A 13,171-nucleotide genomic window follows, 5' to 3' on the forward strand; every position below is an offset into this window, starting at 1 on the left:
GTGGCTTACCAGAGGTAGTTGAAAGGCGTACGGTTGAGGCATGGCTGCGACCCCGGACACGGTGCACTGGCGCGGCGTGCACCACCTTGCCCTGGTGACCGCGGACATGGACGCCACCGTGCGATTCTGGCACGGCGTGCTCGACGCCCGCCTCGTCACCACCCTCGCCATCCCCGCGTTCAAGCACTACTTCTTCGAGGTGGCGCCGGGTAACACCGTCGCCTTCTTCGAGTACACCGACCAGCCGCTCGACAGCTTCGCCAAACCCGCCGGCGTGCCGTACCCCAAGGCGGCGCAGTTCGACCACCTGTCGCTGCACCTGCCGGACGAGGACGCGCTCAACCGGCTGCGCGACCGGCTCAAGGCGCACGGCTGCGAGGTCACCGACGTCATCGACCACGGGTTCCTGCGGTCCATCTACTTCAGCGACCCGAACGGGATCGCGATGGAGGCCTCCTGGTGGACCGTCGACCCGACCGGCCGGCCGGTGGACTACTCCGACGAGCGCCTGTTCGCCGACCCCGACCCGGTGCCCGCCGTACGGGAGTTGCGGGAGGAGGGGCGGCTGCGCCGCACGGTCGCCACGCGCCTGGTGGACGGCATCGTCGAGGACCTCCGGCGCGAGGGGATCACGCTGGATCCATGAGCTTCACCAAGGCATCACGTGGGCATCACGTGGGGAAGGTCGACACGTGACCCGCCCCACGTTAGCCTGACCTCAGTTCGCATGTATTGCCACTACATGCGGCGGCCGTTTAGTCGATCATGGCTGTGGTAGCGCCGATCGCTATGACAACGGCAGCAAGTATCACGAGAAACCGTACGGTCCGGGGTGTTGACTTGATCGCATCCCGGACTATGCGTCCGAGCTCTTGCACGATCGTGGTCCCAAAGCCCGATGGATCGCACATCGCAGGTTTCACCTCCTCCCCAAATCGGGCCCCTGACCTGCACCGTCCCTCCTTTCTCAATCTTGGTTCCACGGTGCATGAGGGTCTCTCAATGTGCAAGCAGGCTTCACCTGGTTCTGCGTGAGTGAAAGTAAATTTCAGCCCACGGACGCGACACGACCTGCCGGTCGGAGAACCGGCAGGTCGTGAAGGATTCGGGCCTTTATGCGCAGGTATATCCGGAAGGTGTCTGCGTGTTACCGCTCGGCCGGCTGACCTGGAAGCCGAAGGTCGTGCCGGCGTTCGGGGCCAGGTTGCCGTTGTAGCCGAGGTTCTTGGCGGTGACGGTCTGCCCGCTGACGGTCAGGGTCGCGTTCCACGAGCCGGTCAGCGTGTGCCCGGCGGGCAGGGTGAAGGTGACGGTCCAGCCGGTGATGGCGGAGGTCCCGGTGTTGGTGACGGTCACGGGCTGGACGACGTACCCGGTGGCCCACTGGGTCTGCACGGTCCCGGCGGCCGTGCACCCACCGCCGCCGCCGGGGCCGGCCGTGGTGGTGAAGGTGCCCAGGGCGGAGTTCGCCGAGACGTTCCCGGCTCCGTCACGCGCCCGGACGTACACCTGGTACTGGGTCGAGGGGCTGAGCCCGGTGAGCGAGATCGAGTTGGTCGTGGACTGGCCGAGGAGCTGGTCGGTCGTGCCCTGCTCGCGGTAGACGTCGTACCCGGCCAGCCCGCTCCCGCCGCTGTCGGTGGAGGCGGTCCAGGTGAGCGCGGCCGAGTTCGAGGTGACGTTGCCCGCCGAGGGCGTGCCCGGCGTGGTCGGCGGGGTGGGGTCGGTGGTCGAGCCGCCGGCCAGCGCGTCGTGCACGGCGGTGTACGACGGCTTCTGCTGGTAGCTCTCGTTGTAGATCAGCGCCGCGCCCTGCCCGGAGAAGGTGTCGGGCACCCAGGAGTACTTGTCGGTGAAGCCCCAGATCGTCACGCCGGCGCAGGCGGTCACCGCCAGGCAGGCGTTGACGACGTTGCGGTAGTAGGTGGCCTGCGTGGCGTCCTTGGTGGCGTCTCTCGGCATCACCATGCGCACGTCCAGCTCGGTGATGCGGACCTGGACGCCGAGGGCGGCGAAGCGCTGGAGGTTCTGCTGGAAGTCGCCCGGGAAGCCGTACTGGATCGCGAGGTGCGTCTGGAAGCCCACGCAGTCGACGGGCACGCCCTGCTGGCGCAGCGACGAGACCAGGTTGTAGATCGCGGTGCTCTTGGCGTTGATCCCCTCGGTGTTGTAGTCGTTGATGCACAGCCGCGCGTCGGGGTCGGCGGCGCGGGCGGCCCTGAAGGCGTCGGCGATGTAGCTCTGGCCCAGCGTGTTGTACCAGAACGAGGTACGCAGGTTGCCGCTGTCGTCGAAGACCTCGTTGACCACGTCCCAGGAGACCACGGCCGGGTTGTTCGCGTAGTGGCCGACGACCTGGCTGATGTGGTTCTGCATGGCGCTGCGCATGGCGGTGGCGCTCAGGCCCTGCACCCAGCCCGGGGTCTGGTTGTGCCAGACGAGCGTGTGGCCGTGGACCTGCTGGTTGTTCTGGGTGGCGAAGTTGACGATGGCGTCGGCGCCGGAGAAGTTGAACTGGCCCTGGCTGGGCTCGGTCGAGTCCCACTTCATCGCGTTCTCGGCGGTGACCTGGCTGAACTCGGTGGCGGCGAGGTCGCGGTAGGCGGTCTCGCCGGCGAGCGGGCCGGTGGCGAGCGCCGCCCCGATGAACTTGCCCTTGGCCGCCGCGTGGGTGCGTAACGGCGCGGAGGCGTGGGCCGGGCCGGCCGGCAGGAGGAAGGCTGCGAGCATCCCCACGAGGGCGAGGAGGACTCTGGCGGACGAGGACGAATGCACGGACATCTACCTCCGGAGGCAGGCACTCGATTCCGAAAGCTTTCGATCCCTGACGGATCGCACCGCAGACGGTATTGACATGCGAGATGAGGGTCAATGCCGGCTTGGATCGGGCACTAAACCAGCAGCTAAACGGCAGAAATTATCGGAAGAAAAATGAAACTTTCACGAGCCGGCCACCCCGGCGCCGGGGTCGAATAGGGGCCGTTTCCGCTGCTCTAGCGCAACGTACCTACCGGTCGGTACTGTGATTTATCCAGAATAATCGTCCACCAGCCGGGAGTTCGGCGTATGTCCCCTTCGCATGCCCAGGTCGTGGCCCAGCTCACCGGACCCGGCCAGCTGTTCGAGATCGAGGAGATCGGCGACACCGGGATACGCACCTGGAAACACGCGCCCACCCACTTCCGGGCGTTGCTGGAGATGAGCCGCTACCACGGCGAGAAGGTCTTCCTCGTGTACGAGGACGAGCACATCACGTTCGAGGACCATTTCCGCCGCGCCGCCACCCTCGCCAACCGCCTGGTCGAGGAGTACGGGGTGCGCAAGGGCGACCGGGTGGGCATCGCCATGCGCAACTACCCCGAATGGGTGGTCTCCCTTTCGGCCGCGCTGGCGGCGGGGGCCATCGCCGTGCCGCTCAACGCCTGGTGGACGGAGGCCGAGCTGGCCTACGGCGTGCGGGACTCCGACGCCAAGGTGCTGATCGCGGACGGCGAGCGCGCCGCCCGCCTCGCCTCGACGGGCGTCCCGCTGATCGTCGCCCGGGGCGAGGTCCCCGAGGGCGCGCGCGGCTTCGACGACGTGCTGGGCGAGGTCGCCGCCGACGTCACGCTCCCCGCCGTCGAGCTGGCCCCGGACGATCCCGCCACGATCTTCTACACCTCCGGCACCACCGGCAGCCCGAAGGGGGCGCTGGGCAGCCACCGCAACCTGGGCCAGTCCCCCATGACCGTCGCCTTCGGCCTCATGCGGGCGGTGGCCATGGCGGGCAAGGACGTCGCGGCCGCGGCGGGCACCCGCCGGATCACGCTCCTGACCGTCCCCCTGTTCCACGTCACGGGCTGCTTCTCGGCCCTGACCACCACGATGTTCGCCGGCGGCGGCCTCGTGCTCATGTACAAGTGGGACCCCGAGCAGGCGCTGCGCCTGATCGAGCGGGAGCGCGTGACCGCCATGATCGGGGTGCCCACGAACGCCTGGCAGCTCATGTCCCACCCCGACTTCGGCAAGTACGACCTGTCGTCCCTGACCACCCTCGGGTACGGCGGCGCCCCCGCCCCGCCCAAGCTCCTGGAACGCATCACCCGCAACCTCCCCAACCGCGCCCCCTCCAACGGCTACGGCATGACCGAGACGACGGCCCTGGCCGTCGGCAACGGCGGCGCCGACTACCACGCCAAGCCCGACAGCATCGGCCTGCCCTCGCCCGTCGTGGACGTGCGCGTGGTCGACCCCATGGGCGCCGAGCTGCCGCCCGGCGAGGTGGGCGAGCTGTGCGTACGCGGCCCGAACGTCATCCTGGGCTACTGGAACAAGCCGCAGGCGACGGCGGAGACGTTCGTCAACGGGTGGCTGCACACCGGCGACCTGGCCAAGATCGACGAAGAGGGCTTCGTCTACATCGTGGACCGGGCCAAGGACATGGTGATCAGGGGCGGCGAGAACGTCTACTGCGCGGAGGTCGAGGCGGCCCTGTTCGAGCACCCGGCGGTCGACGACGCGGCGGTGATCGGGGTGCCGCACGACGAGCTCGGGGAGGAGGTCGGCGCGGTCATCCGCCTGGCCCCCGGCACCTCGGTCGCCACCGAGGACCTCCAGTCGTTCCTCAAGGAGCGGATCGCCAAGTTCAAGGTCCCGGCGCACATCTGGTTCCGGGAGGGCGAGCTGCCCCGCAACCCCGGCGGCAAGATCCTCAAGACCCACCTGCGCAGGGAGATCCTGGGCGCGTAACCCCCTTCTTCCCGGCCTCCCCGCGCCCGGCGCCGGGAGGCCTTCGCGTGCCGGGTGACCACCGTCACACAATGAGCATCACCGCAGGTGGAAGCGACTTTCGGCGGTTCCCTTTACGTGCCGGGTAATCGCGGCCCCTACGTCGCGGCTGGCATCTTTCAGGTGTCGAGAAGAAGCCGCCACCAAGGGAGCCCGACAATGAGCACCGCCCTGACCGTCACCGCCGACCGGATGAAGTTCCTGCGCCTCGCGCTGGCCGCCGACGCTGTCGTCACCGGCGGCAACGGGCTGGTCTACCTCGCCTTCGCCGGCCCCGTGAGCGACCTGCTCGGCCCCGGCGCGGGCCTGCTGCGCGGCATCGGCGCCTTCCTGCTGGTGTACGGCGTCGCCGTCGGCCTCCTCGCCGGCCGCCGCGCCGTCAGCCCGGCCGCGACCAGGGCCGTGATCGCCCTGAACATCGTCTGGACCCTCGGCAGCGTCGCCGCCGTCGTCACCGGCGCCGCCGATCTCACCACGATCGGCGCCATCTGGACCATCGCCCAGGCCCTGGTGGTCGGCGTGTTCGCCGAGCTCCAGATCGTCGGCCTCCGCAAGACCCGCAACAACTGACAACCGAAGGAATGACCATGAACCTCATCGAGCGCTACATCGCCGCCTGGAACGAGACCGACGCCGACGCCCGCGCCAAGGCCGTGGCCGAGCTGTGGACCGAGGACGGCACCTACACCGACCCCCTGGCCGACGTGGCGGGCCACGAGGCGATCGCCGCGGTGATCGCGGGCGCCCAGGGCATGTTCGCCGGCCTGGTGTTCACCCCGGGCGAGGTGTACGACGCCCACCACCACATCGCCCGCTTCACCTGGCACCTGGGCCCGGAGGGCGGGGAGCCGGTCGCGATCGGGTTCGACGTGGTGGAGCTGGCAGAAGACGGCCGGATCCGCACGGTCCTCGGCTTCCTGGACAAGGTGCCCGCCGCCTGACCCGCCCCTCGCGCAAGGCCCCTGCCGGTTTCCCGGCGGGGGCCTTCGGCCTGCCGCCACCAGGCGGAAAACGGTTTGCCCCGGTCGTCACCCACAACGGAAAATTGACGCTCGTGCCCACTGGACTGAAGCGCCTCCTGCGTCACATCGCCATCGACGTGAGTCCCCTGCGCGACTCCCGCGACTATCGCCTCCTGTTCGCCTCCGGCGTCATCACGATGTTCGGGACGTTCATCACCATGGTCGCGGTGCCGTACCAGATGAAGGAGCTGACCGACTCCTACCTGGCGGTCGGCCTGGTGAGCCTGGCGGAGTTCGTCCCGATGGTGGTGTGCGGGCTGTGGGGCGGGGCGATCGCCGACGCGCTCGACCGCCGCAAGATCATCGTCCTGAGCGAGCTGGGCCTGCTGGTCACCACGGGCGCGCTCACGGTCAACGCCATGCTCCCCGACCCCCAGATCTGGGTCCTGTACGTGATGGGCGCCGTCTCCACGGGCATCTCCTGCCTGCAGCGGCCCAGCCTGGAGGCCGTGTTCCAGCAGGTGGTCAAGCACGAGCAGCAGGGCGCGGCGGCGGTGCTGTCGAGCATGCGCTGGAACTTCGGCGCCATCGTCGCCCCGGCGCTGGGCGGCCTGCTGGTGACCTCGTTCGGGCCGGCAGCGGCGTACGGCCTCGACACGCTGAGCTTCGTGGTGTCGCTGGTGCTGCTGTGGCGGATCCGGTCGCTGCCGCCGGCCGAGGACGCCGCCCCCGCATCGCTGAAGTCCCTGGTCGAGGGCATGCGGTACGCGATGAGCCGCCCTGACCTGGTGGGCACGTACCTGGTGGACATCGCGGCCATGGTGTTCGCGATGGCCACGTCGCTCTTCCCGTTCCTGGCCGACGAGCTGCGCGCCCCGCAGGCGCTGGGGCTGCTGTACTCGGCGGGGGCGGTGGGCGCGCTGGTCGCCTCGATCACGGGTGGCTGGGCGGCCCGCGTGCAGCGCCAGGGCCTGGGCGTGATCATCGCAGCCACCCTCTGGGGCGTCGCGGTGGCCTCGTCGGCGCTGGCGCCCAACGTCTGGGTGGTGTTCGTCTGCATCGCCTTCGCGGGCGCCGCCGACATGGTCAGCGGCATCTTCCGCATGACGATGTGGAACCAGACGATCCCGCCGGAGCTGCGCGGGCGGCTGGCCGGGATCGAGCTCCTGTCGTACGCGTCCGGCCCGATGCTGGGCAACGCCCGCGCCAGCCTGATGGCCAACTTTGGCGGCACCCGCTATTCCCTCGGGGCGGGCGGCCTGCTGTGCGTGGCCGCCGTGCTCGGCCTGGCCTCCGCACTGCCGAAATTCCGCCGGTACGACGCCAGGACGGACGAGCACGCCCTGGCGGAGAAGGCCCGCAGGGAGGCCACCGCGGTCTAGCTCACCGGTTTTCCGCCTTGGCGAACACCCGCAGCGCCTCGGCGTCGGAGTAGACGTTCGTCACGTAGTCCGCCACCCACTCCTCGATCCCGCCGAACCCGCTCTCCCGCACCAGCCGCTCCCCCACCCGGGCGGCGTCGAGCGGGGTCCTGCGCAGGGTCACGGCCCCGGTGTCACCGTCGAGCAACGCCCAGTCCGCCCCGCTCCGCCCGTACGGCATGCCGACCGACCCCGGGTTCACGACCAGCACCCGGTCGGCCAGCCGCACGAAGGGCATGTGCGTGTTGCCCAGCACCACGGTGGCGGCGTCCTCCCCGGCCAGCACCTCGGCCCACCGCTCCAGCGAGCTGTCCACGAGGATCATCTCCTCGTCGCTGCGCGGCGTCGCGTGCACGAACAACGTGGTCCCCAGCCGCCCCAGCTCGACCACCTGCCGATCGGGCAGCCCGGCCAGCAGCTCGACCTGATCGTCCCGCAACCGCCCGGCCGCCCACTGGGACACGGGATAAGGGCTGGCCTTCCCCCGAACCGCCTCCACCAGCTCCCTGTCGGCGTTCCCGCTGACCCACAGGGCCCGCTCACCGAGCGAGACGAGCACGTCCAGCGTCTGCACCGGCATCGGCCCGGCGGCCATGTCCCCGGTCAACACGATCACCTCGGCCCCGGCCACGCCAGGCTCGGCCAGCACGGCTTCGAGCGCAGGCAACACCCCGTGGATGTCGGACAACACGGCGATACGCATACGCCCACTCTCCCCCACCGAACAGCTCCCCGGGCGCCCGTTCGCGCCCGACGAACGCTCATGCTGCGTATGTGTTCATTCACAGGGCGTGAGCGCATTAGATTGGTAGCGTTGGTCCATGACTGCCGAAGCGGTGATCGTTAAGATGACGCATCCCTCGCTGCCCGACTGGGTGTTTCCTCCGCCTGGAGGGTTCGTCGCCGAGGACCTCGATCACATTCCGGATTTGCCTGCGCACACAGAGTTGATTGATGGAAGCTTGGTCTTCGTGAGCCCTCAGCTTTCCTTCCATGCGCACGTGGTCGATCTCCTCCTCGTCGCCCTACGCCAAGCTGCCCCAGAGGAGCTTCGAGTGCGGCGCGAGATGAGCGTCATCCTCGACCGCAGCCAGCGTCCAGAGCCCGACCTCATGGTCATCAAGGCGGAAGCTGTCGGCACCCTCAAGGACTCTTGCTACAAGGCAGAAGATGTAGTTCTCATCGTCGAGGTCGTCTCTCCCGAGTCCACGGTCCGTGACCGTCACCGAAAGCCGCAGCTCTACGCCGAGGCCGGCATACCTTACTTCTGGCGGATCGAGGAGCACTCCGAGAAAGCCGTCATTTACGTCTATGAGCTGGACCCCGCCACCAGCTCCTACTCCCTCACCGGCATCCACCACGAATGCCTCAAGCTGTCCGTCCCCTTCGACTTGGTCATCGACTTCGCGGAGATCGACCGACTCTGAGCCCGGGCTCAGCCCGCTTCCCACCATCCCCCGTGCCGCTCCACCAGCTCGTCCACCTTGGCCAGCGCGCTCGCGTCCAGCCCCTCGACGACGACCAGCCACTGCGCGTCCGCGGCGTCGTCCTCCCCGGCCAGCGTCTCCCGCACCACCCGCGGCACCCCGAGCGCCGGAAACCACTCCCCGAGGGTCTCCGCGACCCCCTCGGCGTCATCCCGCTCGGCGAACACCAGCAACTGCCTCATGCGACCGCATTCTGCCACCCACGTCATCGAATGCCACACACACGTAAAGTCGCAGGATGATAACTTTGCGTCATGGAAGACGACATCGAAGAGCTACCGTCCTGGGTCAGGCCGCCCCCGGAGGGGTTCGTCGCCGAAGACCTCGACCGCCTGCCCGGGCTGCCCAACCACGCGGAGCTGATCGACGGCAGCCTGGTCTTCTTCGCCTACCAGACCGCCATCCACTCGTGCGCCGTGTATCTCTTCTCGTCCGCTCTCCAGCACTGGGTGCCGGAGGACCTGCGGGTGCGCAGCCGGATGACGATCATCCTGGACGAGGATCAGCGCCCGGAGCCCGACGTCACGATCATCCGTCTCCCCGGCGAAGACGCCCCGGACCGGACCTTCTACTGGGGGAAGGACGTCATCCTCGCCATCGAGGTGGTCTCCCGCGACACCAGGTCCCGTGACAGGAAGCGCAAGCCGCTCCTCTACGCCGAGGCCGGGATCCCGCACTTCTGGCTGGTCGAGACCGAGACCGGCCGGCTGGTCGTCCACGTCCACGAACTGGACCCAGCCGCCGGCGCCTACGTTCTCACCGGTGTCCATCAGGACAGGCTGAAGCTGACCGTCCCCTTCGACCTGGACATCGACCTCACCGACCTAGCATGAAGGGCTGGCACGGTCGCATGCCGTACCAGCCCTGTGAACAGCGGTTCAGGAGCTGCGGAGCTGAGCCCCCACGCGGTCGGTCGCCATCGCCACCGCCGCGTCGCGGGCCGTCGTCGTCTCCTCCACCGTCAGCGTCCGGTCCGCGGCGCGGAAGCGCATCGTGTAGGCGAGCGACTTGTTCCCCTCGCCCACCTGCTCCCCCGCGTACACGTCGAACAGCCGGATCGACTCCAGCAGCTCACCGGCCCCGTCGCGCAGGGCGGCCTCCACGTCGGCCACCGGCGTGAAGTCGGGGACGATCAGCGCGACGTCCTGCGTGGCCACCGGGTAGGCCGACACCGGCGGGGTCTCGACCGGGCCCGGCATGGCGGGCTCCAGGCGCGACAGCTCCAGCTCCATGGCCGCGGTGCGCGGCGGCAGCCCGTACGCCTCGATGACGCGCGGGTGCAGCTCGCCGGCGTGCCCCACCAGCGTGTCGCCCACGTAGAGGGCGGCGCACCGGCCGGGGTGCCAGGGCTCGTGCTGGTCGGCGCTGATGGACAGCTCCAGCCGGGCCTCGGCCGCGACCAGGCGCGCGGCCTGCACCGCGTCGGCCCAGGAGGCGGCTCGACCGCTGCCCCACCAGCCCGACCGCTCGAACTCCCCGGCCAGCACCGCCGCGACCCGCACCGGCTGGTCGGGCAGCGCGGCCTCGATCGAGGCCAGCTCCTCGGCCGTCGGCCGGCGCTCTACGCCGAGCACCGGCGCCACCTCGGGAGCGCCCACGCGCGGCCGGTAGACCGGCCCCATCTCGAACAGCGCCGCGTCCGTGAACCCGCGCCCGGCGTTGCGCACCAGGGTCTTGAGCAGCCCCGGCAGCAGGGTCGTGCGCATCAGCGGCTCGTCCTCCGACAGAGGGTTGGCCAGCCGCATGGCGTTGCGGCGCGCGTCGTCGGCGGGCAGCAGCAGCCGGTCGAAGTCGTCGGCGCTGATGAACGGGTAGCTGAGCACCTCGACGTAGCCGCCCTCGGCCAGCGCCCGGCCGACCCGCCTGCGCAGCCGCTGGCCCTCGGTGAGCCCGGCCCCGGCGGGGGCGGAGGGCAGCTCCGACGGCAGGGTCTCGTAGCCCTCCAGCCGGATGACCTCTTCGGCCAGGTCGTTGGGGTCGGTGAGGTCGGGGCGCCACGACGGCGGCGTCACCGTGATCATGTCGTCGCCGGTGACGGCCAGCCTGGCCGCCAGCGCGCCGCCGGTCACGACCCCGGTCGGGTCGACGCCGCCCTGGCGCACGGCCGGGTCTTCGCCGTCGACCACGACGCAGCCGATCTGCCGCAGCCGGGAGACGACGGTCTCCTTGGAGTAGGTGACACCGGCCACGGTGCTCGGGTAGCCCGACGGGATCGCGATGCGCGCCGGCGACACCTCGACCTCGGCGTGCGTGACCCCGGGCTGGACGGTCGCGCCGCCCAGCTCGGCCAGCAGCTGCACCGCCCGCCACGAGGCGACGAGCGGCAGCTCGCGGTCGACGCCGCGTTCGAACCTCTTGGAGGACTCCGACACCAGCCCGTTCCTGCGCGACTCGCGCGAGATGCCGGTGGCGGAGAAGTGGGCGGCCTCGATGACGATGTCGGTCGAGTCGTCGGAGATCTCGGTCTCCAGCCCGCCCATGGTGCCGGCCATCGAGATCGGCCCCGACTGGTCGGTGATCAGGATGTCGTCGGGGTCGAGCTCGCGTACGACGTGGTCGAGCGTTTCGAGCCGCTCGCCCGAGACGGCGCGGCGCACGACGATCTCGCCGCGCAGCTTGGCGCGGTCGAACGCGTGCAGCGGCTGCCCGAGCTCCAGCATGAGGTAGTTGGTGATGTCGACGGCCAGCGACACGGAGCGCATGCCGGCGCGCGTGAGGCGGATCCGCATCCAGAGCGGGCTCTGGGCGGCGGGGTCGAAGCCGCTGACCTCGCGCAGCACGAACCTGTCGCACGCGGTCGGGTCGCCGATCGACGCCGGCCACGACGGGCTGGTCTCGGCGGGCAGCTCGATGTCGGCCGGGTCGCGGAACTCCACCCCGAACGCGGTCGCCACCTCGCGGGCCACGCCCCTGATCGACAGCGCGTAGCCGATGTCGGGCGTGATCTCCAGCTCGATCACGTCGTCGCGCAGCCCGAGCAGCTCGACCACGTCGGCGCCGATCGGGGTGTCGGGCGGCAGCACCATGATGCCGCCGTGGTCGTCGCTCAGCCCGAGCTCGCGCTCGGAGCAGATCATGCCCTCCGACATGCGTCCGTACGTCTTGCGCGCCCCGACCTCGAACCCGCCGGGCAGCACGCCGCCGGGCAGCACGACGGGGACGCGGTCGCCGACGGCGAAGTTGGTGGCGCCGCAGACGATCTCGCGCGGCGTCGCCTCGCCGGTCTCGACCTTGCAGTGCCGGATCGGCTTCTTGAAGCCGCTCAGCTCCTCGATGGTGAGCACCTCGCCGACGACGACGTTCTTGACGTCGTGGCCGTGCGAGCTGATCGCCTCAAGCTTGAGCCCGGCGGCCGTGAGCTTGTCGGCCACCTCGTGGGCGGTGACCGCCGGGAGATCGACATACTCCCGCAGCCAGGAAAGCGGGACCTTCATCAGATCTCCATTCCGAACGGGAGCGTGAAGCGCACGTCTCCCTCGACCATGTCACGCATGTCCTCGGCGTTGTGGCGGAACATCAGCGTCCGCTCGATGCCCATGCCGAACGCGAACCCGGAGTATCGCGACGGGTCGACGCCGCAGGCGATGAGCACGCGCGGGTTGACCATGCCGCAGCCGCCCCACTCGATCCAGCCCTCCGACTTGCAGGTGCGGCAGGGCGGGTTACCGGGGACGGCCGAGGCGCCGCGACAGACGAAACACTTGAGGTCCATCTCGGCGGACGGCTCGGTGAACGGGAAGTAGTTGGGCCGGAAGCGGGTCGTGATGCCCTTGCCGAACATCACCTCCGCGAACCGGTCGAGCGTGCCCTTGAGGTGGGCCATCGTCAGGCCCTCGTCCACGGCCAGCCCCTCGGTCTGGTGGAAGACCGGGGTGTGGGTGGCGTCGAGCTCGTCGGTGCGGAACGTCTTGCCCGGCGAGATCACGTAGACCGGCAGCTCGCGCTGGAGCAGCGCGCGGACCTGCACCGGCGAGGTCTGCGTGCGCAGCACCATGCCGGAGTCGGTGGACCCGACGAAGAACGTGTCGTGCTCTGAGCGGGCCGGGTGGTCCTTGGCGATGTTGAGCGCGTCGAAGTTGAACCACTCGCCTTCGAGCTCGGGGCCCTCGGCCACTTCGTAGCCCATGGCGATGAACGCGTCGGCGATGCGCTCCTGCAGCGTGGTCAGCGGGTGGCGGGCCCCGCGCGGCCGCCGGTCCCACGGCAGGGTGACGTCGACGCTCTCCTCGACGAGCACCCGCGCGTCGCGTTCGGCCTCGAGCTCGGCCTGGCGGGCGGCGAGCGCTTCGTTGATCGCCTTGCGGGCGGTGCCGACGCGCTTGCCGGCCTCGGCGCGGGCGGCCGGCGGCAGGGCGCCGATCTCGCGGTTGGCCAGGGCGATGGGCGAGCGGTCACCCGCGTGCGCCAGCCTGGCCTGCTTGAGTGCGTCGAGGCCGGTGGCCGCCTTGATCGCCTCGATGGCGTCGGCCTCCATGCGGGACACCTCGTCGGCATGCAACGGTGTCACCTCGACGGGGTCGTAGTCAGACAAGAG

The 13,171-nt window shown here is 69.8% G+C and carries 12 protein-coding genes; 7 read left to right on the top strand and 5 right to left on the bottom strand.

From position 1 onward, the window contains the following. Positions 1-40: 40 nt before the first annotated feature. On the top strand, positions 41-646 hold the full coding sequence (locus tag ABZS69_RS24340; RefSeq protein WP_355376499.1) for a VOC family protein: 606 nt from the start codon (positions 41-43) through the stop codon (positions 644-646). Between the two features lie 467 nt (positions 647-1,113). Here ABZS69_RS24340 and ABZS69_RS24345 read toward each other — a convergent pair whose 3' ends face one another. Next, entirely contained in the window at positions 1,114-2,781 is a 1,668-nt protein-coding gene (locus ABZS69_RS24345; protein WP_355376501.1) for an endo-1,4-beta-xylanase, read from the bottom strand. Positions 2,782-3,066: 285 nt separating this feature from the next. Here ABZS69_RS24345 and ABZS69_RS24350 point away from each other — a divergent pair, with 285 nt between their 5' ends. The 4 genes from ABZS69_RS24350 to ABZS69_RS24365 all read left to right on the top strand — a co-directional run bounded on the left by ABZS69_RS24350 (position 3,067) and on the right by ABZS69_RS24365 (position 7,111). Next, the gene (locus ABZS69_RS24350) at positions 3,067-4,728 is read left to right on the top strand and encodes a class I adenylate-forming enzyme family protein (protein ID WP_355376502.1); all 1,662 of its coding nucleotides are present in this window, start codon (positions 3,067-3,069) and stop codon (positions 4,726-4,728) included. A gap of 198 nt (positions 4,729-4,926) precedes the next feature. Then, entirely contained in the window at positions 4,927-5,337 is a 411-nt protein-coding gene (locus tag ABZS69_RS24355; protein WP_355376504.1) for a hypothetical protein, read from the top strand. A gap of 17 nt (positions 5,338-5,354) precedes the next feature. Continuing rightward, positions 5,355-5,708: a nuclear transport factor 2 family protein gene (locus ABZS69_RS24360; RefSeq protein WP_355376506.1), complete on the top strand. Its 354-nt coding sequence runs from the start codon at positions 5,355-5,357 to the stop codon at positions 5,706-5,708. A gap of 113 nt (positions 5,709-5,821) precedes the next feature. Continuing rightward, positions 5,822-7,111: an MFS transporter gene (locus ABZS69_RS24365; RefSeq protein ID WP_355376508.1), complete on the top strand. Its 1,290-nt coding sequence runs from the start codon at positions 5,822-5,824 to the stop codon at positions 7,109-7,111. 1 nt (position 7,112) lies between these two features. Here ABZS69_RS24365 and ABZS69_RS24370 read toward each other — a convergent pair whose 3' ends face one another. Further along, complete coding sequence (locus ABZS69_RS24370; RefSeq protein WP_355376510.1) at positions 7,113-7,853, bottom strand: metallophosphoesterase family protein; 741 nt, start codon at positions 7,851-7,853, stop codon at positions 7,113-7,115. A gap of 118 nt (positions 7,854-7,971) precedes the next feature. Between ABZS69_RS24370 and ABZS69_RS24375 the strand changes: the two genes are divergently transcribed. Then, positions 7,972-8,577 (top strand): Uma2 family endonuclease, encoded by a 606-nt coding sequence (locus ABZS69_RS24375; RefSeq protein WP_355376512.1) that lies wholly within the window; start codon positions 7,972-7,974, stop codon positions 8,575-8,577. Positions 8,578-8,585: 8 nt separating this feature from the next. Here ABZS69_RS24375 and ABZS69_RS24380 read toward each other — a convergent pair whose 3' ends face one another. Continuing rightward, positions 8,586-8,819 (bottom strand): hypothetical protein, encoded by a 234-nt coding sequence (locus ABZS69_RS24380; RefSeq protein ID WP_355376514.1) that lies wholly within the window; start codon positions 8,817-8,819, stop codon positions 8,586-8,588. 72 nt (positions 8,820-8,891) lie between these two features. Between ABZS69_RS24380 and ABZS69_RS24385 the strand changes: the two genes are divergently transcribed. Further along, positions 8,892-9,470, top strand: a complete 579-nt coding sequence (locus ABZS69_RS24385; RefSeq protein ID WP_355376515.1) for a Uma2 family endonuclease — start codon at positions 8,892-8,894, stop codon at positions 9,468-9,470. A 45-nt stretch (positions 9,471-9,515) separates the two neighbouring features. Here ABZS69_RS24385 and ABZS69_RS24390 read toward each other — a convergent pair whose 3' ends face one another. Next, positions 9,516-12,071, bottom strand: coding sequence for a phenylalanine--tRNA ligase subunit beta (locus tag ABZS69_RS24390; RefSeq protein ID WP_355376517.1), 2,556 nt, complete (start codon positions 12,069-12,071; stop codon positions 9,516-9,518). Next, the gene (pheS, locus tag ABZS69_RS24395; RefSeq protein ID WP_355376876.1) at positions 12,071-13,111 is read right to left on the bottom strand and encodes a phenylalanine--tRNA ligase subunit alpha; all 1,041 of its coding nucleotides are present in this window, start codon (positions 13,109-13,111) and stop codon (positions 12,071-12,073) included. Before pheS ends, ABZS69_RS24390 begins: the two co-directional genes overlap by 1 nt. Positions 13,112-13,171 lie beyond the last annotated feature (60 nt).

This window comes from Nonomuraea sp. NPDC005650, assembly GCF_040605375.1.
Classification (GTDB): Bacteria; Actinomycetota; Actinomycetes; order Streptosporangiales; family Streptosporangiaceae; genus Nonomuraea.

Coding starts and splice junctions, on each gene's coding strand:
- ABZS69_RS24345 (WP_355376501.1), bottom strand. CDS start 2,781: ATGTCCGTGCATTCGTCCTCGTCCGCCAGAGTCCTCCTCGCCCTCGTG.
- ABZS69_RS24370 (WP_355376510.1), bottom strand. CDS start 7,853: ATGCGTATCGCCGTGTTGTCCGACATCCACGGGGTGTTGCCTGCGCTC.
- ABZS69_RS24360 (WP_355376506.1), top strand. CDS start 5,355: ATGAACCTCATCGAGCGCTACATCGCCGCCTGGAACGAGACCGACGCC.
- ABZS69_RS24380 (WP_355376514.1), bottom strand. CDS start 8,819: ATGAGGCAGTTGCTGGTGTTCGCCGAGCGGGATGACGCCGAGGGGGTC.
- ABZS69_RS24340 (WP_355376499.1), top strand. CDS start 41: ATGGCTGCGACCCCGGACACGGTGCACTGGCGCGGCGTGCACCACCTT.
- ABZS69_RS24375 (WP_355376512.1), top strand. CDS start 7,972: ATGACTGCCGAAGCGGTGATCGTTAAGATGACGCATCCCTCGCTGCCC.
- pheS (WP_355376876.1), bottom strand. CDS start 13,111: ATGGAGGCCGACGCCATCGAGGCGATCAAGGCGGCCACCGGCCTCGAC.
- ABZS69_RS24355 (WP_355376504.1), top strand. CDS start 4,927: ATGAGCACCGCCCTGACCGTCACCGCCGACCGGATGAAGTTCCTGCGC.
- ABZS69_RS24350 (WP_355376502.1), top strand. CDS start 3,067: ATGTCCCCTTCGCATGCCCAGGTCGTGGCCCAGCTCACCGGACCCGGC.
- ABZS69_RS24385 (WP_355376515.1), top strand. CDS start 8,892: ATGGAAGACGACATCGAAGAGCTACCGTCCTGGGTCAGGCCGCCCCCG.
- ABZS69_RS24390 (WP_355376517.1), bottom strand. CDS start 12,071: ATGAAGGTCCCGCTTTCCTGGCTGCGGGAGTATGTCGATCTCCCGGCG.